Here is a 23,182-nt window from a genome sequence, read left to right on the forward strand (position 1 = left end):
TGTCCCCACTCCCCATTTTCTTTGATTTTAATTTGCTCTAGACTCGACCTGAACGCACCTTTATCAGATCATGAAGAATGATTAAAAAAAACGAGTATAGACAAACATGATAAAAATGCTAGCTGAAAACTTGATAGGAATTGAAACAAGCTTACAAATTAATTGGGTTTGGCTAAATGCCAGCTTACAGTTTGCTAGTTGGGCACTTTTCTCACTTTTACTTGCTGAAGTCTTGAGAGACAGTTACCATGCTTTGTGTCACCAAGTTAATTGGCTTGCTAAATGGCACAACAAGCACCACATGGCTTATCGCCGCGATTTATCGATAGTTTCCCTGAAAGTTTACCAAGAATCTCAGCTTTATCACGACATTTTAGAATCGAGTTTACTGCTGGTGGTATTGATAGTCATTGCCTTAATTGTTCAGCAGAAGGGGTTATGGCTGGGAGTAGCTTATGGTTGCACCTTTTTGTATGGCGCGTCTGTGCGATATTTTCAAGGAAAAATTGATACAGATTACAACCACCTACCCGGCCCTTTAGAGACAATTCCATCTATTTGGTGGGTAAATCGGTCTTACCATTGGCGGCATCATTTTGATAATGTTAATGCCTACTACAGTGGCGTCTTTCCCCTAGTGGATAAAATTCTTGGTACAGGACTATCTCTCAAAGGTAAAACCATCGCTTTAACCGGAGCATCAGGAGCGTTGGGGCAAGCGTTGGCGGCTGAACTTGTAAAGAATAATGCTAAAGTCGTGGCATTAACCACTAATCCAGAAAAATTAGTAGAGCAAGTTGGGGTAAAGGTGGTTTGCTGGCAGTTGGGCAACGAAGCCAATCTGAAGGATAGTTTAGAGAAAGTAGATATTTTAATTATCAATCATGGAGTCAATGTCTATGCTAGCCGCACACCGGAGGCTATCAACTCCTCTTATGAAGTGAATACCTTTTCAGCATTGCGGTTGATAGATATATTTTCGACAACTGTAACAGGCCCACAAGCAAAAGCAACCAAGGAAATCTGGGTAAACACTTCTGAGGCTGAGGTTTCTCCAGCACTGAGTCCACTTTATGAACTCAGCAAAAGAGCGCTAGGAGATATTGTTACCCTCAAGCGTTTGGATGGGGATTGTGTAATTCGCAAGTTAATTCTTGGCCCATTTAAGAGTCAACTTAATCCTTATGGAGTGATGTCTGCACAGCAAGTTGCTCGTGCAATCTTGTTTTTCGCCCGACGAGACTTCCGAAATATTATTGTGGCAATAAATCCTCTCACCTATCTGCTGTTTCCCTTAAAAGAAACTAGTACGTCACTATACTATCGACTCTTTAGCCGGACAGCGAAAAGCGAACAGGACTTACGCAAACAATAGTCGAAAAGAATAGACTTCTTGCATGAATCAATGAGCTTTCACCCTAAGTCCCTCTCCCAAGCTTGGGCTACGGTGTACACACAAGTTCTCCTCACCCCCTCTAACTCCCCCAAAGCATCGGGGGAGAACCGGATATTTCCCCCCTTGACAAGGGGGGACTAAGGGGGGTAAATCCAGGGTTTGGGCTTGATTACCAAGATGTGTGTACACCATAGCAAGCTTGGGAGAGGGACTTTGACTAAATGGAAACAGAATTTGGATAAACTTGAGAAAGCGATCGCTACGGAAGTTCCTCCCAAGCAAGTTTATCGTTTTTTAATAGCCATCATCCGAACTCCACCATTCGGAGCAAGGGTAAATCCACGTCGTTGCAGTTTAATAGGTTTATTTTCTACTAAGGTAAGTTGATAATTCGATAAAACTGTTGCGAGGACTAATTTGATTTCTAACTGAGCAAGGGCATATCCTAAACATCGCCGACTTCCGCCACCAAAAGGAATGAACTCCCAAGGGGAATACTGGCGTCCTAAAAAACGTTCGGGATTAAATTGTTGAGGATTAGGATACAAGTCTTCCCGGTAATGCAAGAGGTAGATACTTGGCATTAAGGTTGTGTTAGGAGGAAACTGGTATCCTGCAATATTTATGGATGATTTGGTAATGCGGGGGAAAAGCACTGGCAGGACTGGATACATCCGCAGGGTTTCTTGGCAAACTGCGCTTAAGTAAGGAAGTTGGGCAATTTGCATCGGGTTAGAATTTTCTCCCAAGCTGTCGAGTTCCTGCTGCAATTTTAAGAGAACATCTGAATTTCGGTGAATTTGATAGAAAGCCCACGCTAGCGTTGTTGCAGTAGTTTCATGTCCAGCAAATAAAATTGTCAGCAATTCATCTTTTAATTCATCGTCGGTCATTGCTTGCCCATTTTCATCCCGTGCTGCCATCATCAAGCTCAGAACATCACCCTGGTGATTGTTCTTTGTTCTTTTCTCTTCAATTTCTGCTTGAAGTAGCTCATAAATATAGCTTTGTCTACTTTTCATCTGCCCCCAAGGAGTCCATTTTCCCCAATCTTGTTGTAAGAATGGCAAAAATAGCATACTGGAGCGCAAAGGAGAATCAGTCATATCCAACCAACTAGTAAGTAGAGGTAAAATTAGTTGATAGCGTTCCCCTTCACTTAAACCAAAGACAATTTGTAAAATTACTTCTAGACTAACTTTCTGCATGGCAGACCGAGCCACAAAAGGTTGATTGATTTGCCATTGACTGGCGATTTGCTCGGTAATTAAGCAGATTTGTTGAGCATAAGTCTGTAGTTTTTCTCCATGAAAGGGGGGCATTAATAATTTTCGTTCTCGTCGATGGCGGGCACCATCTATTAACATGAGAGAATTTCGCCCAATCAAAGGTTCTGCAAGTTTATTCCCACGACCAATATCAAATTTAGAATCTTGACTGAAAATTTCTTGAATGGCTTGGGGATGGCTAAGAATTACATAAGAACCGAGTCCACTCAGTCGCATGGAAAAAATGTCTTCATACTCTTGACTATACTTTTGCTGAAATCCAATCGGATCGGCAATCCATCCGATCAATTGCCACCAGGAAGGGCTAGTAATGCAATTCGGTAATTGACTAAGCATAATATTTACCTGTGATTCCACTTCATAATCTCAAACAAATACACCCATTATGCCTGAGTAACCGTATTTAGGGACTGGCTGATGACCGCATTTATTAAGCTATCTAGCAAGCGATCGCGGGCTAACAATGTGAATTCTTTTCCATACAACATTTCTTGTACAATCACGAGGCTGGAGAGTTTCACTGTCTCTAAGACGCGATGCGATGGTGCAAAGCACCCGTCAAAGGCGATGTCTACGCAAAACTACATAATTCGGTAAAATTAGGTAAAGTAATTTTTGCGCTTGTTAAACAAAGGCATCAGCAAACCATGCAACTGAAACTCAGTGCATCTCGACTTCCCTTCGCCCCCCTCTTGTTAATCGCCCCCTTTTTCCTATGGGGGACGGCAATGGTAGCCATGAAAGGAGTGATACCCCATACCACACCGCTATTCATGGCAGGTGTGCGTCTGATACCAGCAGGCATGTTAATTCTGATTGCAGCAGCATTCATGGGTAAACCCCAGCCGAAGGGTTGGGCTGCATGGCTGTGGATTGCCTTATTTGCCCTAGTAGATGGGACACTGTTTCAAGGCTTTTTGGCAGAAGGATTAGTCAGAACTAGTGCGGGGTTAGGGTCTGTGATGATTGACTCGCAACCCTTGGCTGTTGCCTTGCTGTCGTTGTGGCTATTCCAAGAACAGATTGGTTTTTGGGGATGGCTGGGGCTAGGCTTGGGAGTCACAGGCATTAGTTTAATTGGCTTACCCAATGAGTGGATTTTACATTTTTTCGACTCAGGCGCAAATATGACAATCGGCAACTGGCAAGATTTGTTTGCTAGTGGCGAGTGGTTAATGCTGTTAGCAGCACTATCAATGGCAGTGGGAACAGTGTTGATTCGGTTTGTATGCCGACATGCTGACCCTGTAAGCGCTACAGGATGGCACATGATTTTGGGCGGATTGCCACTATGGGGAATTTCATCAGTCGTTGAATCCCAGCAGTGGGAAAATCTGGGAGGATCTGATTTCATGGCTTTGGGTTATGCTACCGTATTTGGCAGTGCGATCGCTTATGGGTTATTCTTCTACTTTGCCTCTAGTGGCAGTCTTACGAGTCTTAGTTCTCTCACCTTTCTGACACCCGTCTTTGCGCTACTATTCGGCAATCTTTTCCTCTCAGAAGTTCTCAGTCCGTTGCAGTGGGTAGGAGTATTTCTCACTTTAATCAGCATCTATCTGATTAACCAACGCGATACTTTAGCAGGACAAAACGACACAGTTACTGTCGGCGAGATAGCTAATATACAGCAGCAACCAGTTTTAGAAACATCTGCTAAAAAATTGAACTCTATAAGCCTAGCAGTTAGAGAATCTGAACCAAAAATATTACCCTAACTTGTTAAAATAATTTGTAATTCGTAATTCGTAATTCGTAATTCGTAATTCAGTGGGGAGATGAGGGAGATGAGGGAGATAGGGGGACAAGGGGACAAGAGGACAAGGGGGTAAACAAAACTCCTAACTCTTAACTCTTAACTCTTAACTCTTAACTCCTAACTCAGCACGGGCTAAACGCCCCGCTTCCGCTAACAGCACTCAGCACTCAGTACTCCTAATGCTCCATGCCCAATGCCCCATTTCCAATTAAAAATGACAGTTAACATTTGGTCGTCTAGAAGCTATTGTGGTATCGAAGACTTGAAAAGCACGTTCAGGCTGAAACTTGCAATATGAGTCTATGCCGTTCCTCAATTCTGATATTTACCTGTTTTTCTTGCGTGGGTTTTTACCCAAATCGCTCAAGCGCAGCCACACCTAACCTAGCACCTAAAATTTTAGAACTTGCACAAGCTAGTTCGACAGTTACTGCTAGTCCGGCTGTTTTGAGATATGGTAGTCGAAAATCAGATGTGCAGAGACTACAAACCCAATTAAAGCAGTTGGGATACTACAGTGGTGTGGTAGATGGACAGTACAACACTAATACGGAAATCGCTGTATATAAATTCCAGAAAGTAAAGGGTTTAAAATTAGATGGGATTGCTGGCCCGGTGACTCAGGAGAAACTGCAAGCAGCAATGGAGGCTAAAAAGCAGTTTGTCACCTCTCCAATAGTTACCTCTCCAAAAGTTACCTCTATTGCTCCGACTTCTGCAAATCCCAAGCCATCCGAAAGAGGTTTTATCTGGTGGTTACTATTTGCCATTGGAGTTCTAGGATGTACTGGCGCACTTATTTATCTGCTGAGGTGGTTTCAGAAGGTCAAGCAAGTGCAAAAGTCCGAAATATCAGAGCCTAAAAGTTTGAGTGAAGCTAACAAAGACCCGATTACACCACCTTTACTGGAGACTGTCACTATACAAACAACTACACCACCATCCCCACAATTACTGCTACCAGAAAAAACTTCCCGTCTTGCTAAACTCAATATCGTTGACGAATTAATTCAAGATTTACGCAGTTCTGACCCAATGAAGCGGCGCAAGGCTATTTGGGATTTGGGTCAGCAGGGAGATTCGCGGGCAATTCAGCATCTGGTTGACCTGATAATTGATGCTGATTCTCAAGAAAGTAGCTTAATTTTGGCAGCTTTGTCAGAAATTAGCATCCGCACACTCAAACCGATGAACCGTGCTTTAGCAATTTCAATTCAAAATGAAAGTCCACAAGTGCGGCAAAATGCGATCCGTGACCTGACGCGCGTTTATGACATGATGGGTCAAATGAGTCAGATGTTGCGCCATGCGCTAGAAGACCCAGATGCCGATGTGCAAGCAACAGCACGATATGCTTTAACTCAGATGAATCGAATACGTGGCTTGCCGGAACAACAGAATCTACAAGAAGATTCAGACAATGATTTAGAACAATAAAGCAGGAGTCACGTCGCTTCTCTACGAGACGCTACGCGTAGCTTGCTTCCCCAAAGGGGTACGCTCAAAATTCAAAATTCTTGCATTAATGATCCCCATAAATAAATCTAGGGGCTTGTATCATGAGTCGTTTTCGGTCATTTGATTTTAGATATTAGATTTTTCCTTCAATCCAAAATCTAATATCTAAAATTGGCAGTGTACCAAGCTGAATCTGCTGTCAGCTTAAAAATATTTCAACTGGATTTGGATATTGGTATCTGGCCCTGCCACTAAAAATGCTGCTTCGCTAAATTTAGGCGCTCTTGTACGAATTTCTGGGTTGCTGGAAAATCCAAAACCTTCCCTTGGTATACCAAAAAAATTGCTATTGAGAGTGCGGTCATTATTTTGATCGTGGAAGACAGCAACGGCGTAGCTACCTGCTTTCAAGTTGTCAAAGGTAATGGATAAGGGATTTTCAGTAATCTTGGTACACTGCTTTTGTAAGACGCGATCGCGATCGCTAGGAAATCCTTCACTGCTAGCAAATATACTGGCACATACTTGTCCTTGTTTATTCTTCAAGCCATCAATTTCCACGGTGAGTTTGCCGTTAAAATTTGCCTTGGCACTAAATGACCATGCCAAATTTCCCATCACTGCCAATAGCAGCATACTAACCCTTAAGCTTTTAAGCATAAAATTTTCACAAGATAAAATGCGATCGCTAACGCCAGTAGGCGATGCCAGGGACGAATACGTTTATTCATTGGTTATTTTTTTCTGCTGTAAAAGTGGTAATTGATGTTAGTAATAGACTTAGCAACATCAATTAATTTAATTAAGATAACCAAATTCAGCTTTTAGTCAATACTTTTAGGAAATAATCATCTCATTCTCCGTATCAGTTACTTATTTATTTTTCTGGAAACACAATTTTTCTAATATTAAAAACTCTGACTCAATCAAAACATAAACATTCCTTCACAGAAATTATGAGACTAGTACGCCACGGCGTAAATAGAGCAACCATTTAAAATCCCTAAAAAGACCATTCCATAATACTTTTGACTTTTGATTTTTGATTTTTGACTTCCGCCTTGCGGTACTAGTTCCTGATTTCACTTTGGTAAATTTATGCCTAAACGGATAAATTTGACTGATTGTCTATTTACTAAAACCAAAAAAACTGTATCTTAAAACACATTTTTTGGATTTTTGTGATGAAATATAACTCATGATGCAACAAAAAAGCAACTATATCCTTTCTAGCTACGTATTTTCCGATGTCATAATTGCACAATTCTAGATGTTGTTAACTTTTTATACAAAGAGTTAATTCTTTATGACTTTAAAGGTATATCAATTCATCACTGCACTCAAAATTTTGTATTAAAAGCAACGCAGATTTTCCACACTTATCCTGAGATAGCAGCTTGGTCAAGCTATTTATACAAGATACAGCATTTTGCAACTACATGACTCACCTAGAATTGTTACAACAAGGCTAACAAACCTAATTTTCCTTAAAGAAACCGGATTTAGAGTACCTGTAATATGGGAGACTTGGCAATATTCCCTATAAATCAGATTCAAGATGAGTAACACAATTTCGGATATTGCAGTCAAGACCATCAACGGTGAAGATAAGCAATTAAACGACTACACCGGGAAAGTACTCTTAATTGTAAATGTGGCTTCCTTCTGCGGTTATACTTCTCAATACGAGGGGTTAGAAAAGTTGAACCAAAAGTATGGAGAAGCAGGTTTACGTATTTTGGGGTTTCCTTGTAACGATTTTGGAGCGCAGGAACCAGGAAGCAATGAAGAAATTGTGCAATTCTGCACGAGTAAATATGGTGTTACCTTTGAACTATTCGATAAAGTTCATGCCAAAGGCTCACAGCAGCATCCACTTTATGAGCGACTTACTAAAGCCGTTGAGCCAACAGGAACTGTTGCTTGGAACTTTGAAAAATTTTTAGTTAATAAGCAAGGTGAAGTAGTAGCTCGATTTAATAGTAGTGTTCAGCCAAATTCACCAGAGATAATTGCCATAATTGAGAAAGAATTAGCGAAATAGTCATTAGTCATTAGTGATTAGGTTGTACTATTGATATTGATTTTTGGCAGTCCCTTAATTGAGAAAGCTTTCTCAATGAGTAGTTTAATTTATTTGTGTCTAATTTGTCATGAACGTTGCAATCATTGGTTGTGGTTATGTTGGTTATAAAGTTGCTCAATATTGGCAGCAAGATATGAATTTTGTTGTCAGTGTAACCACAACTTCGCCTGAGCGTGTCCCTGCACTACAATCAGTATCTCAAAAAGTTGTAGTTACCTGTGGTAATGACATAGATAGTCTAAAATCAGTTTTGCACAATCAAGATATTGTACTTTTGAGTGTTGGGGCAAAAAGTGGAGAAGTTTATGAAGAAACCTATCTACAAACTGCCCAAACTTTAGTTTCGTGCTTACAACAGATTAAGAGTGTAAAACAATTAATATACACAGGTAGTTATGCCGTATATGGTGATAGAAATGGTGTATGGGTAGATGAAGAAACACCGCTTGCACCTGCTAATTTAAATGCACAAATCCTCCGAAAAACAGAAGATGTGTTGCTATCAGCATCTAGCGAAAATCTCCGTGTTTGTATCTTTCGCTTAGGAGGGATTTATGGAACTGGTAGAGAACTGTTGAAAATATTTGGTAGATATTCTGGTACAACCCGTCCAGGCAATGGCGAGGATATCACAAATTGGGTTCATCTAGATGATATTGTTGGTGCGATAGAATTTGCTCGTCACCGTCGGTTGCAAGGAATTTACAATCTGGTAGATGATGCACATCTCACTAGCCGAGACTTGCTAGATAACTTATTTGAAAAACATAGTTTACCCAAAGTAGAATGGGATACATCTATCAAGAGTACTCGCCCATATAATGCTTGGGTATCGAATGAAAAGCTCAAAGAAGCTGGATACGAGTTGATTCATCCACAGATGATTTTTTAGCAAGTATTAAAAACTAGGAATTATGCAACCATCTGCTGTAGCTAACACAACCAATTTGACAGCATCTCCTAGCCAGTTTTACAGTTTGCAGAATTATCGTTGCGCCTACGAAGTTCATCAACCAATCAATACAACATCTGAGGGCATTCCCTTACTATTAATTCATCCGATTGGCGTAGGATTGTCGCGGCGATTTTGGCAGCGATTTTGTCGCGAGTGGTATAATACAGGTCAGCGTAATTCAATTTACAACCCTGATTTACTAGGATGTGGTGAAAGTGATATGCCCCGTATAGCTTACACTCCTAGTGATTGGGCAGAACAGTTGCAGTTCTTTTTACAAAAAGTAGTTCAAAAACCTGTTATTGTAGTAGTACAAGGTGCTTTATTACCAGTTGCCATCCAACTAGTGCAAAAGGAATCAAATTTAATTGCCGGACTGGTACTTTCTGGGCCGCCAGCGTGGGCTTTGATGACAAATAAACCACCAGAATGGCAGGAAAAATTCCTTTGGAATGTGTTAGATTCGCCTTTTGGCAGTGCTTTTTATCGCTATGCACGCACCCCAAAATTTTTACGTTCTTTTTCGATTCGTCAACTCTTTGCTTCTGAAAATGCTGTGGATGCAGAGTGGTTGAATACATTGCTTGCAGGTGCAGAAAATCCTGCTAGCCGTCATGCAGTATTTTCTTTTTTAGCAGGGTTTTGGCGAGATGATTATACTAGTTTTATTGCCTCTATTCAGCAACCAACATTAGCGGTTGTAGGAGAAACTGCATCGAGTATTAGCCAAGATAATAAAAAAGAAACGCCAGATGAACGCTTGGCTCACTATCTTGCTTGTTTGCCTAAAAGTCGAGGTATAAAAATAAACGGGCGTAATGTTTTACCCTATGAATCAACCACTGAATTTGTAGCAGCGATCGCTCCATTCATTAATGAAGTTTCTTAGCCGATTAATAGTTACATTGTACCAGTTCTCTCATGATAGGTTATGACTGGAATTGATTACTAAAGGCAAGCAAAATTATGTTACCCAATCATCAAGGACAAAAAGTACCCAATGTCACTTTTCATACTCGCAATAACAACGATTGGGTGGATGTGACAACCGATAAGCTATTTGCTAATAAGACAGTAGTTGTCTTCTCTTTACCGGGTGCTTATACTCCAACTTGTTCATCCACTCATCTTCCTGGCTACAACGAATTGGCTCCTGTTTTCAAAGCAAATGGTGTCGATGACATTATCTGTATTTCTGTTAATGATAGCTTTGTGATGAACGAATGGGCAAAGGATCAAGAGGCAGAAAATATTACAGTAATTCCCGATGGGAATGGTGAATTTACTGAAGGCATGGGTATGCTAGTGGATAAATCAGACTTGGGGTTTGGTAAGCGCTCCTGGCGCTATTCTATGCTAGTGAAAGATGGCGTAATTGACCAAATGTTTATTGAACCAGAGGAGCCAGGAGATCCCTTTAAGGTGTCTGATGCTGAGACAATGCTCAGATATATCAATCCTCAAGCAGTGAAGCCCGAAGTAGTTTCCCTGTTTGCGAAAGTGGGTTGTCCTTTCTGTGCCCGTGCTAAGGCTATGCTCAAAGAACATGGCATCAACTACGAAGAAATTACCTTGGGCAAAGATATCACCACACGGTCGTTAAAAGCAGTTACAGGTGCGACAACAGTTCCCCAAGTATTTATCGATGGTAAATTAATTGGTGGATCTGAGGCACTAGAAGCTTACTTCGCTGCTAAATAGAGTTCAGTTGGCATACACAGCCGTTACTTGTGTCAACTTCAGGTGAAAGTCATGATATTTTTGACCGTAGCCTGATTTGTGAGAATTGAAAACCACAGATTCCCGATTTCGTAAAAGTTGTCGGGGATTTTGTTTTTCGTCAGCAGTTAACAAATCTTCAGATGAATAAATTTATTTTTTTCCAGTTATTCACTACCGATCGGATAAAATCGATTCGGATTGAATTTCTCTTTATTTAAAATATAATATGTTTGCCAGAATCCGCCGAATTTTGAGTCAATTTTTTAATCAATCAAGGACAATCAACAACGAACCACTGAATAAAGTAAGTTTGATTGTCATTATTATCATTGATATTTTTATCTTAATTAATGTTTTTACCGGACTTGATGATATTAGCAGATGGCATATCAGTCCGACTGAGGCTTATCCATGTTATTCAGAGTGGCAAAATTACCGGACAAAAACTACTAAAGATAAAGACTATGAAATTGTTAGATTTTCATTGTCATCTTACACGAACAATCAACTCAGTTTTCGGCGAAACTATCAACAAGCCGAAGCAGGACATCTGGGTAAGGTTTCTCAAACGTGCTTGCAATATGCCGATTACAAAGATAAGATTAACAATCCTGAAAAGCAGCAAATTATCAAAACTATCGAGCAGAAACAAGCGAAAATTACTAGCCTTCAACAAGCCAATGGCACTATTAAATCTCAATATAACTCAACGCTATTAGAAAAAATTGCCGCACAGAACCGCGAACAATCAATTAATCAAGTCAGTGCAGAAAAAGCTAAACAGGCATTAGAAGAAAATAATCGTCAAATTTCTACTCTTAAACAAGAAACTTCTACTCTTAAAAATGAACTACTTTCCAAACCGGAAAGCATTAGTTTTATAAATTTTCTTAAAGATGAAAATCGATTTCAAGAAGTCGATAAAGGCTATCAGCAGGCATCATTTTGGTATCCAAGTATTCAGCTTGGTTTTCAGTCTCTCTTTCTTTTACCATTGATTTTCATTGCTTTATCAGTTCATAAATTTGCCCAAAGAAGAGGATATGGACTCGTTTCGCTAATTAGCTGGCATTTGCTAGTTATCTTTTTTATCCCATTAATCGTTAAAATATTTGAATTTCTCCAAGTAGGTGCAATATTTAGATTTTTATTTGATATAGTCAGCGCCATTTTTGGCGGTTTACTTTTCCTGATAAATTATGTTTATATCTTGCTGATTCCAGTTATTGGTTTTGGAATCATCCAATTTTTTCAAAAATTTGTCTTTAACGCTAAAGTCCAAGCAGCTAGCAGAGTTCAAAAATCACGATGTGTCTAATTGTGCCAAGAAAATTCGACATCTTGATACTTACTGTCCACACTGCGGTTATTATCAGTACATTGAATGCCAGAACTGTCATAATCTTACTTATAAACATTTGTCGTACTGTAAACATTGTGGAACTTCTCAAGTTTCCAATAATTTGTAATCAGTGAAGCCGTCGATCGGTCTTTTTAACTTAGATATGGAAAAAGCGAAACAAATCAATAAAGAGAGTCAGTCGCCGTTTGATTTTCTCGAAAACCTGTTGATTGCTCGTTGGCGATCGCTGTTACTCCTTTTAATCGGAGTCTATTTACCTTTGCAGGTTTTTGAAATCCTGACAGTAAAGATATGGGAGAATCAAGCGGGCTTTCCGTGGGATGTACCGATTTTGTTAGCAGTTCATTCTACAGAAAACCCACAGTTAGATGTTTTAGCTGTCACCCTAGCTACAATTGGGTTGCCTTTGACGGCGATGCTGATTTTAGGTGCGATCGCCCTGATGTTACTATTTCAAAAACGCTGGCGATCGCTAGCTTATCTACTCACCGCCTCAGCAGGAAGCATTATCATCAACCGCACAGCAAAGGAATTAATGCATCGAGTGCGTCCACAATTGTGGCAGTCCATTGCACCTGAGTCTAGTTTTGCATTTCCCAGCGCTCATGCGATGACGAGTGTAACTCTGGTAGCAATTTTGCTATTCTTAACTTGGGCTAGTTCCTGGCGCTGGTTGGTTCTCATATTTGGCAGCTTATACATCATAGCTATTGCGTGGTGTCGTCTCTACCTGGGGGTTCATTTTCCCAGTGACATTCTCGCAGGTTGGATGGTTTCATTAGGTTGGACAATTGGTGTCAGTCTAATTATCAATCCGTATACAACTATAGCCAAATCCGTAGATGGCGAACCTCCTAAAGATGAAACTACTTTACTACCAGAAGAAATAAAGTCGATAAATGAGGAGTAATATCAGCCTTCACCCTAAATCCCTCTCCCAAGCTTGGGAGAGGGACTTTAAAATTGGCTCCCCTTCTCCCAAAATTGGGAGAAGGGGTTGGGGGATGAGGGCAAATTTTGCATTTGTGCAAGATGATTATTAAAACCAGAGCATGGCTTCAGTAAGCTTATTTTGAATTCAAAAATTGTATTTCAAAATATGGTCTTTTATTTTTTTGTCAGGAACTCGTTTTGTAAGTAAAGCTAACAACTTAATTATCCAAAAACGGTATCATCGGCTATTATTTTTGGCGTTGGCAAAACTTTTTGGTCTACTGACTTTACCATTCAACCTCTTGGTGATAGAGTGATCCAATTAATTCATATCTATTCAAAACAACAATCAACATAACAATGAAAACATTGCGAGCTTTAACGCCGATTGCGCTGGGTTTACTTACACTTACAGTCGCGAATTCTGTGAATGCTCAAGCGATAATTGACACTGTAGACAACGGTAATTTTAGTGTGACGGGGATGACACGAGGAAGCGGTTGCACTGTCCTTTTTAGCCCTCAAGGGGAGCTAGTTCAAAATGGTCGTTCCTGTAGTTCAAGAGAAATTGGTAAAGCTCAAACTGCGATCGATACCTATCTCCGCGAGCAAGGCGCACCTGAGCGCAACAGTGACAACTCAATGCGGCAAAGACTGACCTTAATCTGCTACGGTGAAGGTCGCAAACCAAGTCTTGAAAGCCGCAACAGCTATGAATGGAACTCACGTCGTCATCGCTATGAACTGCAAAATCGTGTAGAATCTTCGACAAACGAGTTCGATTCCGAGGTTCAAGTCGAGATTCGTAATATGCAGGGAAAAATTCATCTGGGCGGAAGGCTCATCCCGCCAATTAATTCAGGCGGTACTAATGGATGGTGGAACCTCAACGATCTCCGTGTCACACCTGAGCAAATCACGGGAAAATACCGCGTGAATGGGCTAAATCATCCGCGTGTTGAGATTGATCGACGCAGTGGACGGATTGCCATTAATGGGATTGAGGATTTCCGTGGTAGTTGCGATTCAGGCGACTGGAGCACTGGCAGAACTCGTTTCTAGTCTGCTGTATTGTTGGGTTTCGTCAAGACAAAGACGAAACCCATGTCTTCGCAGTTTTTATCTCACATTCCGCACCTTCAACTGTCAATACGGTTCGGTTAGTATGTATATTTGGCTCTCGGAGATCCCCCCAACCCTCCTTAAAAAAGGGGGGCTTTTCCTCCTATTTACCCCCTTTTTAAGAAGGTCGCCGTAGGCGGGGGGATCTTAACCGAACCGTATTGGGTGAGAGCGGACAAACCCAACATGACAGGAGCCAAGATTCGCAATGTTTTCATAGATTAAAGCAGGTTGATTTGAACAGTGTATTGATCTGAAAATTTTGCCGTTGCTTTATTCTCCACCATCTGCGATGGATACATTCCCTTAACATTGAGAAAAGGTACAAGTTGTTTGCTCATTAGCAGTAAGGGGATCGCATCTGCTATGTCAATCAACGACACTCTCGACCCGCCCTTGCAGATGATTTGTCCTGAGCAATTGAATTGCTTTCCGTAGCACGACAACAGGCTCTACTTTATCAATGCGAAGACCAAGCTGTGTCGCTGTATGTTTTTGCATTGCCAACAGATTTTGGTAGAGCACAATCTTTGACCCAATCGCCTTCGGAAAGTTCTTATACTTGCGCTTAAAGAACAGTCGTTCGCTCCTTATCTTCTTCAGCTCCTCTTCTGGAACCACAGTCGATTCTTCAGTTGACAGTTCAGCCGCTTGCAGCCTGTTTTCCAAGCGAAATGACCGCTTGATTTGCACGAGCAGGATAATGATTAACACAATGTTGTAGATGTATGACCCATATCGCATTCCGTCCCACAGCGGTCCAAAGTGCTTGCCCACCCTGTCAGAGTCAATAGGAATACCTTTCAAGAAACTCACAATACTAGCTATGACGATTATTCCAAACGCCAAAAGACCTGAATCATACGCGCTGTGCATGATAGCAGCGATCAAATAAAATAGGACGAATCGCTTCCACTTACTCCATCCACGCTGTGTTGACTCTGCCGCGAATCCAATACCCATGCCTACAAAACCCGACCAGATAATGTGAGCACTTAATCCCCACAGTCCGAAGCGCGTCGATTGCTGAACCAGCGTATCTAGCATAGGTGAGTCATGGATCAGATTAGCGATATAGAGACCCATCTCAATGATGTTAAAGCCCATGCCTGCCAGTGCTCCATAGACGATTCCGTCTTTTCTAGTCCGGATCAGGTTCGGGATATAAATTGCCAATAAAAGAACTGGCAGAATCTTCAGCCCCTCCTCGACGAATCCAACTGTTGCCCTTGGGTAAGGAGAGATATTGTTGAAAAACGCGGCGGCAGGGGCAGTGATGAAGAAAACACTAGCTATCGTGAGGAAATGAAAGAAGCGGACTCGCCGCTCGCGGTCTAGAAAGGAAATCAGGAAATAACCCACAATCGAGCCGGCGATAGAGTAGGGAACCCAAAGCCAAATGACAAATGGGTTCTTGTCCGCGTAAATACCTAAATACGCCAGCACCGATACTATTAGCACAATCATCAACAAGATTGCCTTACCTACAGGCGATCGCCAGCGAGAATTGTGAAGCAGGTAATCTTTGACAACCGGATCGATTAGATTGGTCACTGTCTCAGTCTTTTTTCTACATTTATCATGGCTCCAATGGGGTCAAAAGCGACATCAGCAACCCTACTCGAATTGAATGACCACTGAATTAACTACTACTACTACTACTACTGCTCCTGGGCAATTTAGGAATTAGCCAGGAGAGGAACTGATCCTGCGATCGCGTTTGAATCAAAAGTTTGCCAGGGCCCCTCAAATCTACTACAAAACCTTCGCCACTAAATAAGAATGTTTTCATGCCGCCCACCGATCGGGTCTGGAACGGCATTGACTCACTCAGTGCCACTAAATGCCCCGTATCAATGGTGTAGGATTCTCCCGCAGCCAGGGTGATTTCATGAATCGCGCCGTAGGACGACACAATCATTTTGCCGTTGCCCTGTACCCGCAGCATAAAGAATCCGCCTGTACCAAAGAACGATTTAGAACCGCCCCATTTAGAATCAATTTCGATACTCATATCAGAGGCAACATAGGCACCCGCTTGTACTAACATCGGTTCGGTGATGTCTAACGTCAACAGATCGCCGGGTAAAGACGGAGCCACCAACACTTCACCGCCCTGCGAGGGTGCTGTATAGATATTCTGAAAAAAGCTTTCACCGCCCAAGAGCGATCGCTTCAGGGATTGCAAAAAGCCTCCCGTTGCCCGAGTTTCCAGCGTCACACCATGAGACATCCCCACCATTGAAGCAGCCTCGATCTGTACCTTTTCTCCTCCCGTGAAACGCACCTGCCCAAGGGTGTAGGCGTGTTGATACATCAAATCAACTTCCATAAAATTCGCTCCTTAATTTCGACGCGCTATTGAATTGACAAATTGCACTTTGCACCCGTTCAAATCGCTGCCGCTTTAGCAGGATGCTGCATGACAACCTAGTTTGAGGAAGTTGAAGGCAGCACGAACTTGGTTTTCAAAGCTTCCCTGCACGCTGCATTGGGAGAAGAAGTGGGATTCATCACAAATGCGGCTCCTACATCTCTAGCACATTGCGAAAATACAAAAGCGCCATGCCCAAAATTGGGAAATTCTATCAATGTGCCATTTGTTAATCCTGCTAGTGCCTGTTTGCCCAAAGTTGTAGGTGTCTGAGCATCATAGCGATCTTGGAGAATCAAGGTAGGAATATTGCTTTTTACGATTTCGCGATCGCGTTTCGGAGCAGGCTTGACAGGCCAGATTTCACAGATGGCGTAGGCTTGCCGAGCACCGAGCGCTCCAGTTACTCCCAAATCAGGCATCTCCAGTGCTTCAAACGTTGCCTTCGTCTGAGCCAGATCGCTAGAAGGGACTAAATCTTGACAATCGAAGCTTCTAAACACACCCTCAGTATCGTAGGCATCCACCTTTAGGGCAGAGCGGAAAATAGTCCCAATCGATTCATAAACATGACGGATTTCTGTATTTGACATCGTTTGCAAAGGTTGAATCAGCGGCTGTCTCTTGTTCTCTGGGAAGATTTCCGCGATCGAGGTGATTAAAACACTACGATCGCGTGGTTTTTGAGTTTGAAAGCCCACGCCATAAAGATTAGCTTTCGCATTGGGGCGTTCTTTTTCGGGCAGGGTTTCAATCGCCGTCACTACCTGCTGTACCCATTTCTGAGAAGGACGATTGGCTTGGGCTAAGTTGGCAGTTTCGCTCAAAAGTTTGCGGGCTTGTTCTCGCAACTCATCCGCTTTGGCAAGAAGTTCTGCTGAACGACCAATCGGAATCGGCTTGGTTGGGGGAGTTGGGAAAATCTTGCCTGATACAACACCTGTATAAGTTGTGGTGATGCCTCGTTCTAATTCCGATACGATCAATGGAATGTAAGCAGCTTTGCGTGCATCTAGATCGGTATTCACTGATTCAACTAAGGCAGCAAAATCTGCCACGGACACTGCTTTATCAGTTCCCGCGATCGCAATGGGCTTCTTAGCAAGTGTTTTTAGAAGCGCAATCGTGCGTGCTTTGAGATTGGGATACGCTACATTACAGGCGGTATCCTTCTGACAGTCTTCAATCAAATTCAGCATCACCACTTCCAAATCCCTCGGTACATCTTCGTACTTTTTCACTTGAGGGGGAATCGTGGAATCCAGCACGACGCTCCGCAGACGTTGGGGATAGTCACGCATAATTCGCAATGCTAGATAAGTCCCGTAAGAAATGCCGTAGAGATTGACCTTTTGATAACCCAAGGCTGTCGCCAGCTTGATCGCATCTGTGGCATTGTTAGCAGTGTTGTACTGATTGAGATCGAAGCCGTGTGCCTTTAGTAACTCAGAGCAGACTTTGTAATATGAGAGCATCTCAGCAAGGTTAGACAGATCCTTTTCGAGACTGGCAGCAAATTTTTTGGTAAATTCAGCATACCTGTTGCGCCATTCGCTGTTGGGATTTTTAGCCAGCGTATCCAACGCAATGAAGGTGGGAGAACAAGCCAGATCGCCCGAAAACCGAGAGCCGCGCTGATCGAATAGAATCACGTCACGGGTCTGACGCTGGGGTTCATAAAATCGAGGGAATACTGATAGAGCCGTTATATCGCTGCCGCCCGGGCCTCCATGTAGAACTAAGAGGGGATCGGGCTGGGGTGAAAGACTCTTGCTCTTGAAAATGGTGTAAGTAATTTCAACTTTGCGTCCGTTGGGTTGGCTATAATTTTCGGGAACGGTGAGAACGCCACAGATCGTCGTTTTGCCGTCGATTTCTTCTGGCGCAACAGGAACGGGGCAAGGGATTTGAGTGGTGCGGGATACAGATGATTGCGGCAAAGGTTGCTCGACAAATCCAGAGCCAGCTTGAACTGGGTCAGCCGTCTGTGTGCTTGGCGTTTCTGAAGGGGTGAGGCGAATTGATTGCGATTGAGTAGATGCACGAGTAATCCAGTAGAGGTAAATCGATTCATCAGGAAATTGATAGATTTGACCTTTACTACCAAGTGCATCTTGTCGGTAGACTACTCGACTCTTTTGATCGAGATAGCTTCCGGGGCGTTTACCGAGCGATTGTAAGAAATAGTATTTGCCATTGCTGAGTTGAATGGTCACTATGCCTCGTCGTAGTTGTGAAAAGGTGCAGGGTACAGTATCCACCTTGCCAATTTCCACTTTTGAATAGATGACACAATTCGCCTCTACCGTCTCTGCTTTCGCGGCTACAGAGAAACCAAATGAAGCGATCGCGGTTGTGACTGCTAAAAGCAAATTTTGAAGCTTCATGTTAAAAATGTATCGTGATTATTGAGGAAAATAACGAATCAGAATTGGTCAGCTGATCGCAAAGTGCTACTGGAAGTAACAGATAAGAAGTTTTTGCGTCATCTGTCATATTTGATAACGCTGCATATAGCTCGCTAACCTTTTTATTTTTCTCTGCTACCCCAGTTTATTAAGCCGATACGTAACATCCACTCCTTAAGGCACAATGTCTGAGAAGTCACCTGGACGATACTTATTCACGAAATAATCAGCGTTTCAGACATTATGCCTGAATGAAGGAATGTGGGTTTCTGCTTTCTCAGCTAACTTTTACAGCTATTTTCAGGTAAATAGACCACGCGGTAGGGGCGCAAGGCCTTGCACCCCTACAACAGATGTGGTTCAAATACATGAAAACTGCTGTAAGACATCCTCTCAATGCCCTCTAAATTGGATTGTTTTTCCAAATAGCAACTATTTCTTACAATCCTCTGAACCCCCTGTGTAAACAATCGATTGGTAGCGTCCTTCCTCTGTTCGGATTGTTACACAGTAGTTAGTTCTGCCTTCTAGCCAGTAGCCGTAGCCCGAATCATCACTCTTGACCCATCGATAGCCCCGTTCTTTCACTGTGTTTTCTGCCTGTCCTGCCCTTGCCCCCACTAAATCACTCAACCGAGGGACGGTAGTACCCGCTTCAGGCTGACGCCTAGCAGCAGCCCTACGATTTCTGTTACCTGAGTTTTGTCGATTGGCAGATGTATCCCAATAGACAAAAATCGACTCATTGGCGAGACGATAAATCTGTCCTCGATCGCCAAGTCCAGCTTGTCGATAGGCAGCATCACCATTTTGATCGCGATAATTGCCGGGTCGATTACCCTCAGGGAGCAGGTCATAGCTATTACCATTTTCTAGTTGAATGCTAACCGCACCCTGACGTTGGGAAAAGGTACATGGACCAGAGGATGTGGCGCGGTCTTCTCCTTTTGGGAATACATCGCAACGGGCATTCACGGTATCGGCTTTGACAGATACGGGAAAACTCAAAGAAGCGATCGCCAGTGCTGCTGCTAAAAACAAATTTGAAGATTTCATTCCCATAAAACTCCTGATTCATGACAACGAAGATGACATTTTATATCATTCTCCAAATGTGCGTTTTATAGTTGACATTTGCAAACTTTCTTAAACTATCTTTGTTGTGTCACTTTCCAAAAGTTTTTGCAAATTCTCAATTTTAGAGCTTTTGTATAGGAAGCGATGGCTTCGCCCGCCGCAGGCATCGCCAGATTTTTTCTCTTGAAGAAGAATTGAGAAAAAGCAAGTCAGAATTAAAAGCGTGGGGGATTTAGACCTGCTACTAATTGAAGACCACATGGAGATAAAATCACCATTTTACTTGTCCTATAAAATATCTAAAATTAATTGATGATCGGGAATTAAAGTAGGATGATGACCAATACTAATATCAGTTACTCAATCACTTTTCCATAAATATGTTCCTATTTAATCGCTTCCTCCATTCAATAATTTGGTTTGTGCTAGTCAGTGTGATGACGATCGCAATGGTGCTTGGTTGGAGTGCGATCGCTCACAGTCAACTACCTTCTTTACCTACCGCAGCCTCCAACGATCCGCACAAACCACCTAGTGGTGTTACTCGTCTCGGTATGTATGAAATTGCGTCTGTGCATTCACCTTTAGACGGAGACTTATTGTTTGAGATTGTCTCTCCCACTGTTTTTAATCGTGCCCAACCGCCAGATGGATCTCTTCCAGTAGAGGTACGTGCCGAAGAAATTACGCAACGGCTGATGCGAGCGCTTGACCGAACTAACAAAGCTAAACAAACTCCTCTGGTTTCTATTGCTATTTTGAATAAGGATTTAATCCTCCAGCTCAGTGACGATCAAACAACTCGTCCTTTAAGGCTGGTGACAGTAACAGAGCCAGATGCTGACTACCAGGGGAAAACTCTGGAGGTATTGGCGCAGGAGTGGCAAAAAATATTACAAGCAGAAGTGGAACGCATTAATAGACTCTTCTCGCATAAGGTATTGTGGCAACGGATTGGGCAGGCACTGCAAATCAGCATCGGCTTAGTGTTGGGGAGTGTTGTGTTGTGGTTACTGCGGCGAACTTTAATTCGCAAACAGACAGCATTGCAAGTTCGCCATCAAGAGCAGAAAGCTGCGGTAAAACAGGGTGTGGTCAAGCGAGCTGAGGCAGAAACATCCACAACTATTCACACAATAGAGACCAGCGAAAAGAAAACAGATGCAGACACGATCGCCCATCAGCGATCGCAGTTTCTAGAAATGATCCAGCGACAGTTCAGCCTCAAGCGCCAACTGGGGATCTATTCTCTGCTCACATGGCTACTGTTTTGGGCATTTATTCTGATGTGGTACATCGGAATTGTGGTCATCATGTATAGCGTCCCCTACCTCATGAGATGGTCGAAGGACGCTTTAGCCAGGCCCCTGGCGCTACTGATTATTTGGTTTTTCATCAGTCTTGTTATTCGGATCGGCAAAACCTTAATTGACCGCCTCACTGATGTCTGGACAACCCATTCCTCTCTCCCTTTGAGTGAAACTCAACGGATTGCGCTACGAGCTGCAACAGTTTCCGGGGCACTCAAAGGATTAATCACTTTTGTTTTCATTACCTTGGGTATCTTGCATTCTCTAAACGCATTTAATATGCCCACCAGTTCAATTTTGGCAGGGGGCGCTGTCATCGGTATCGCCATTTCTCTTGGTTCCCAAAGTCTGATTAAAGATTTGGTCAATGGCTGTTTGATTTTGATGGAGGATCAATTTGCTGTGGGAGATGTAATTGAGATCGGGGATAAAAGCGGACTGGTGGAAAATCTCAACCTGCGGGTGACTCAACTACGTAATAACGAAGGTAAACTAATTACCATTCCCAATAGCAATATCATGAATGTCAGCAATCTAACCCGTCTCTGGTCGCGGGTGGACTTTTCTATTGTAGTGGCGTATGAAAACGACCCCAAGCAGGTTTTAGAGATTCTCAAGCAAGTATGCAAACAATTGTATAGCGAAGTAGAATGGCGCGATCGCCTGCTAGAATCGCCTCAAGTGTTGGGGATTGATGACCTATCCCATACAGGTATGTCAGTGCGCGTCTGGATTAAAACCGCACCTATGGAACAATGGAACGTTGGGCGAGAGTTCCGTCTACGGGTACGGCAAGCCTTTGAAGCCAACAATATTCAGATGAACGCCAATTGAGGATTGTCAGCTAGAAACGAATAACTTACTAGAACCGCTAAAACCTTTTGCTGAAAAACGCTTCAATATACTACAAAACTTTTTTGCAAGATGATTAAATTAAGAACAGCCCTCAACATATTCGACTTCCGGCAATTTACCCGCTCTGAACTCAGTGACAAGTTTACCATCAGTCTCGAAGACTAGACGATAGTTGCGATCGCCACGGTCTTTCGGGATGAAAGTTAGGTAATGTCCGTTTTGGACGTATTTATGAGGTGTGACTTGAATTTGTCCTGGGTAAAGGGACTTGATTTGCGCTTCTGTGTCGCCAATTTTTGCACCTTTGAGGGTAGTAATCTGATTATTTTGCCTCACATCTATTCTAGAAATCCGACCTTTTGTCACCATGAACGAAAGATTTTTGGGTTCATTTTGTGGCTTAACATAATAGCAATTGTTATTTGGTGGATCGCCCACTAGCTTAGTACCAGCAGCCTTTGCCGCTTGAGGGACAGTCATACCAACTTGTACTGTGCCAATACCGTTAATAAACAGTTTTGACTGATTCGTTAGTTTCGCCTTTGCTACAACTGTACTAATAGCCAAAGAAGAAACTGTTAGGGTTACGGTGACAAAAGTCAAGAATTTAGTTTTGCTATTCATAATTATTGGGTATTTTCCTCAGCCCCCTCCCCAATACATCGGGGAGGGTTGGGGAGGGGTGATTCAAAGGTTTTTGCAAGAGGTCTACTGTACAAATTAATGATTGTGTGCTAATAATGGCACCAATAAATTTGTATAGTGATTGTATCGTTAGTCCATGACTGAAATATTCGACTACAGCAAAACTACATATTATCTTCAAAATTTTACCTAAATAGGGATAAGTCCTGGCAGTACCCAACGCCGAAATAACAAATGGGTTCGCCGAAATAACAAATGGGTTCGCCGAAATAACAAATGCGATCGCCGAAATAGCAAATGGGTTCGCCGAAATAGCAAATGGGTTCGCCGAAATAGCAAATGGGTTCGCCGAAATAGCAAATGGGTTCGCCGAAATAGCAAATGGGTTCGCCGAAATAGCAAATGGGTTCGCCGAAATAGCAAATGCGTT

General features: G+C 42.5%; 19 protein-coding genes and 2 pseudogenes. 11 read left to right on the forward strand and 10 right to left on the reverse strand.

Annotated elements, in window-relative coordinates:
- Nucleotides 1–106 precede the first annotated feature (106 nt).
- Entirely contained in the window at nucleotides 107–1,375 is a 1,269-nt protein-coding gene (locus tag HWQ58_RS01970; RefSeq protein ID WP_292857045.1) for a bifunctional sterol desaturase/short chain dehydrogenase, read from the forward strand.
- Between the two features lie 305 nt (nucleotides 1,376–1,680).
- Here the strand turns inward: HWQ58_RS01970 and HWQ58_RS01975 are convergent, their stop codons facing one another.
- Together HWQ58_RS01975 and HWQ58_RS01980 are read right to left on the reverse strand one after the other, a co-directional pair.
- The gene (locus HWQ58_RS01975) at nucleotides 1,681–3,021 is read right to left on the reverse strand and encodes a cytochrome P450 (protein WP_292857047.1); all 1,341 of its coding nucleotides are present in this window, start codon (nucleotides 3,019–3,021) and stop codon (nucleotides 1,681–1,683) included.
- Nucleotides 3,022–3,068: 47 nt separating this feature from the next.
- The gene (locus HWQ58_RS01980; RefSeq protein ID WP_292857049.1) at nucleotides 3,069–3,206 is read right to left on the reverse strand and encodes a hypothetical protein; all 138 of its coding nucleotides are present in this window, start codon (nucleotides 3,204–3,206) and stop codon (nucleotides 3,069–3,071) included.
- Nucleotides 3,207–3,332: 126 nt separating this feature from the next.
- On the opposite strand from HWQ58_RS01980, the gene HWQ58_RS01985 reads away from it, so the two are divergent.
- On the forward strand, nucleotides 3,333–4,403 hold the full coding sequence (locus HWQ58_RS01985) for an EamA family transporter (RefSeq protein WP_292857085.1): 1,071 nt from the start codon (nucleotides 3,333–3,335) through the stop codon (nucleotides 4,401–4,403).
- 335 nt (nucleotides 4,404–4,738) lie between these two features.
- The gene (locus HWQ58_RS01990; protein ID WP_292857051.1) at nucleotides 4,739–5,881 is read left to right on the forward strand and encodes a peptidoglycan-binding protein; all 1,143 of its coding nucleotides are present in this window, start codon (nucleotides 4,739–4,741) and stop codon (nucleotides 5,879–5,881) included.
- A 225-nt stretch (nucleotides 5,882–6,106) separates the two neighbouring features.
- Here HWQ58_RS01990 and HWQ58_RS01995 read toward each other — a convergent pair whose 3' ends face one another.
- Complete coding sequence (locus HWQ58_RS01995; RefSeq protein WP_292857053.1) at nucleotides 6,107–6,562, reverse strand: DUF2141 domain-containing protein; 456 nt, start codon at nucleotides 6,560–6,562, stop codon at nucleotides 6,107–6,109.
- Between the two features lie 898 nt (nucleotides 6,563–7,460).
- On the opposite strand from HWQ58_RS01995, the gene HWQ58_RS02000 reads away from it, so the two are divergent.
- The 4 genes from HWQ58_RS02000 (at nucleotide 7,461) to HWQ58_RS02015 (ending at nucleotide 10,644) form a co-directional block, all read left to right on the forward strand.
- Entirely contained in the window at nucleotides 7,461–7,946 is a 486-nt protein-coding gene (locus tag HWQ58_RS02000; protein WP_292857055.1) for a glutathione peroxidase, read from the forward strand.
- A gap of 109 nt (nucleotides 7,947–8,055) precedes the next feature.
- Nucleotides 8,056–8,880: an SDR family oxidoreductase gene (locus HWQ58_RS02005; RefSeq protein ID WP_292857057.1), complete on the forward strand. Its 825-nt coding sequence runs from the start codon at nucleotides 8,056–8,058 to the stop codon at nucleotides 8,878–8,880.
- A gap of 22 nt (nucleotides 8,881–8,902) precedes the next feature.
- Nucleotides 8,903–9,832 carry an alpha/beta hydrolase gene (locus HWQ58_RS02010; RefSeq protein WP_292857058.1) on the forward strand — a complete coding sequence of 310 codons (930 nt, stop codon included), beginning with the start codon at nucleotides 8,903–8,905 and terminating at the stop codon, nucleotides 9,830–9,832.
- Nucleotides 9,833–9,909: 77 nt separating this feature from the next.
- A complete protein-coding gene (locus HWQ58_RS02015; protein WP_292857060.1) occupies nucleotides 9,910–10,644 on the forward strand; it encodes a glutathione peroxidase in 735 nt (244 codons plus the stop codon).
- 3 nt (nucleotides 10,645–10,647) lie between these two features.
- Here the strand turns inward: HWQ58_RS02015 and HWQ58_RS02020 are convergent, their stop codons facing one another.
- Nucleotides 10,648–10,797 (reverse strand): hypothetical protein, encoded by a 150-nt coding sequence (locus HWQ58_RS02020; protein ID WP_292857062.1) that lies wholly within the window; start codon nucleotides 10,795–10,797, stop codon nucleotides 10,648–10,650.
- A 94-nt stretch (nucleotides 10,798–10,891) separates the two neighbouring features.
- Here HWQ58_RS02020 and HWQ58_RS02025 point away from each other — a divergent pair.
- From HWQ58_RS02025 to HWQ58_RS02035, 3 genes and pseudogenes are all read left to right on the forward strand, one after another.
- Nucleotides 10,892–12,134 (forward strand): annotated as a pseudogene (locus tag HWQ58_RS02025) (hypothetical protein).
- 36 nt (nucleotides 12,135–12,170) lie between these two features.
- A complete protein-coding gene (locus HWQ58_RS02030; protein WP_292857087.1) occupies nucleotides 12,171–12,938 on the forward strand; it encodes a phosphatase PAP2 family protein in 768 nt (255 codons plus the stop codon).
- 383 nt (nucleotides 12,939–13,321) lie between these two features.
- Entirely contained in the window at nucleotides 13,322–14,023 is a 702-nt protein-coding gene (locus HWQ58_RS02035) for a hypothetical protein (protein ID WP_292857064.1), read from the forward strand.
- Nucleotides 14,024–14,452: 429 nt separating this feature from the next.
- Here the strand turns inward: HWQ58_RS02035 and HWQ58_RS02040 are convergent, their stop codons facing one another.
- The 4 genes from HWQ58_RS02040 to HWQ58_RS02055 all read right to left on the reverse strand — a co-directional run bounded on the left by HWQ58_RS02040 (nucleotide 14,453) and on the right by HWQ58_RS02055 (nucleotide 19,921).
- Complete coding sequence (locus HWQ58_RS02040; RefSeq protein ID WP_292857066.1) at nucleotides 14,453–15,637, reverse strand: PrsW family glutamic-type intramembrane protease; 1,185 nt, start codon at nucleotides 15,635–15,637, stop codon at nucleotides 14,453–14,455.
- 88 nt (nucleotides 15,638–15,725) lie between these two features.
- Entirely contained in the window at nucleotides 15,726–16,415 is a 690-nt protein-coding gene (locus HWQ58_RS02045; RefSeq protein WP_292857068.1) for a TIGR00266 family protein, read from the reverse strand.
- 98 nt (nucleotides 16,416–16,513) lie between these two features.
- On the reverse strand, nucleotides 16,514–18,844 hold the full coding sequence (locus tag HWQ58_RS02050; RefSeq protein ID WP_292857071.1) for an alpha/beta fold hydrolase: 2,331 nt from the start codon (nucleotides 18,842–18,844) through the stop codon (nucleotides 16,514–16,516).
- Nucleotides 18,845–19,297: 453 nt separating this feature from the next.
- Entirely contained in the window at nucleotides 19,298–19,921 is a 624-nt protein-coding gene (locus HWQ58_RS02055) for a hypothetical protein (protein WP_292857074.1), read from the reverse strand.
- Nucleotides 19,922–20,322: 401 nt separating this feature from the next.
- On the opposite strand from HWQ58_RS02055, the gene HWQ58_RS02060 reads away from it, so the two are divergent.
- Entirely contained in the window at nucleotides 20,323–22,086 is a 1,764-nt protein-coding gene (locus tag HWQ58_RS02060) for a mechanosensitive ion channel family protein (RefSeq protein WP_292857077.1), read from the forward strand.
- A gap of 99 nt (nucleotides 22,087–22,185) precedes the next feature.
- Here HWQ58_RS02060 and HWQ58_RS02065 read toward each other — a convergent pair whose 3' ends face one another.
- On the reverse strand, nucleotides 22,186–22,731 hold the full coding sequence (locus tag HWQ58_RS02065) for a hypothetical protein (protein WP_292857080.1): 546 nt from the start codon (nucleotides 22,729–22,731) through the stop codon (nucleotides 22,186–22,188).
- A pseudogene (locus HWQ58_RS02070) lies at nucleotides 22,724–23,182 on the reverse strand (hypothetical protein); the annotation flags it as partial. The gene HWQ58_RS02065 and the pseudogene HWQ58_RS02070, both read right to left, overlap by 8 nt.

This window comes from Nostoc sp. LPT, from assembly GCF_017115165.1.
Taxonomy (GTDB): Bacteria; Cyanobacteriota; Cyanobacteriia; order Cyanobacteriales; family Nostocaceae; genus Nostoc.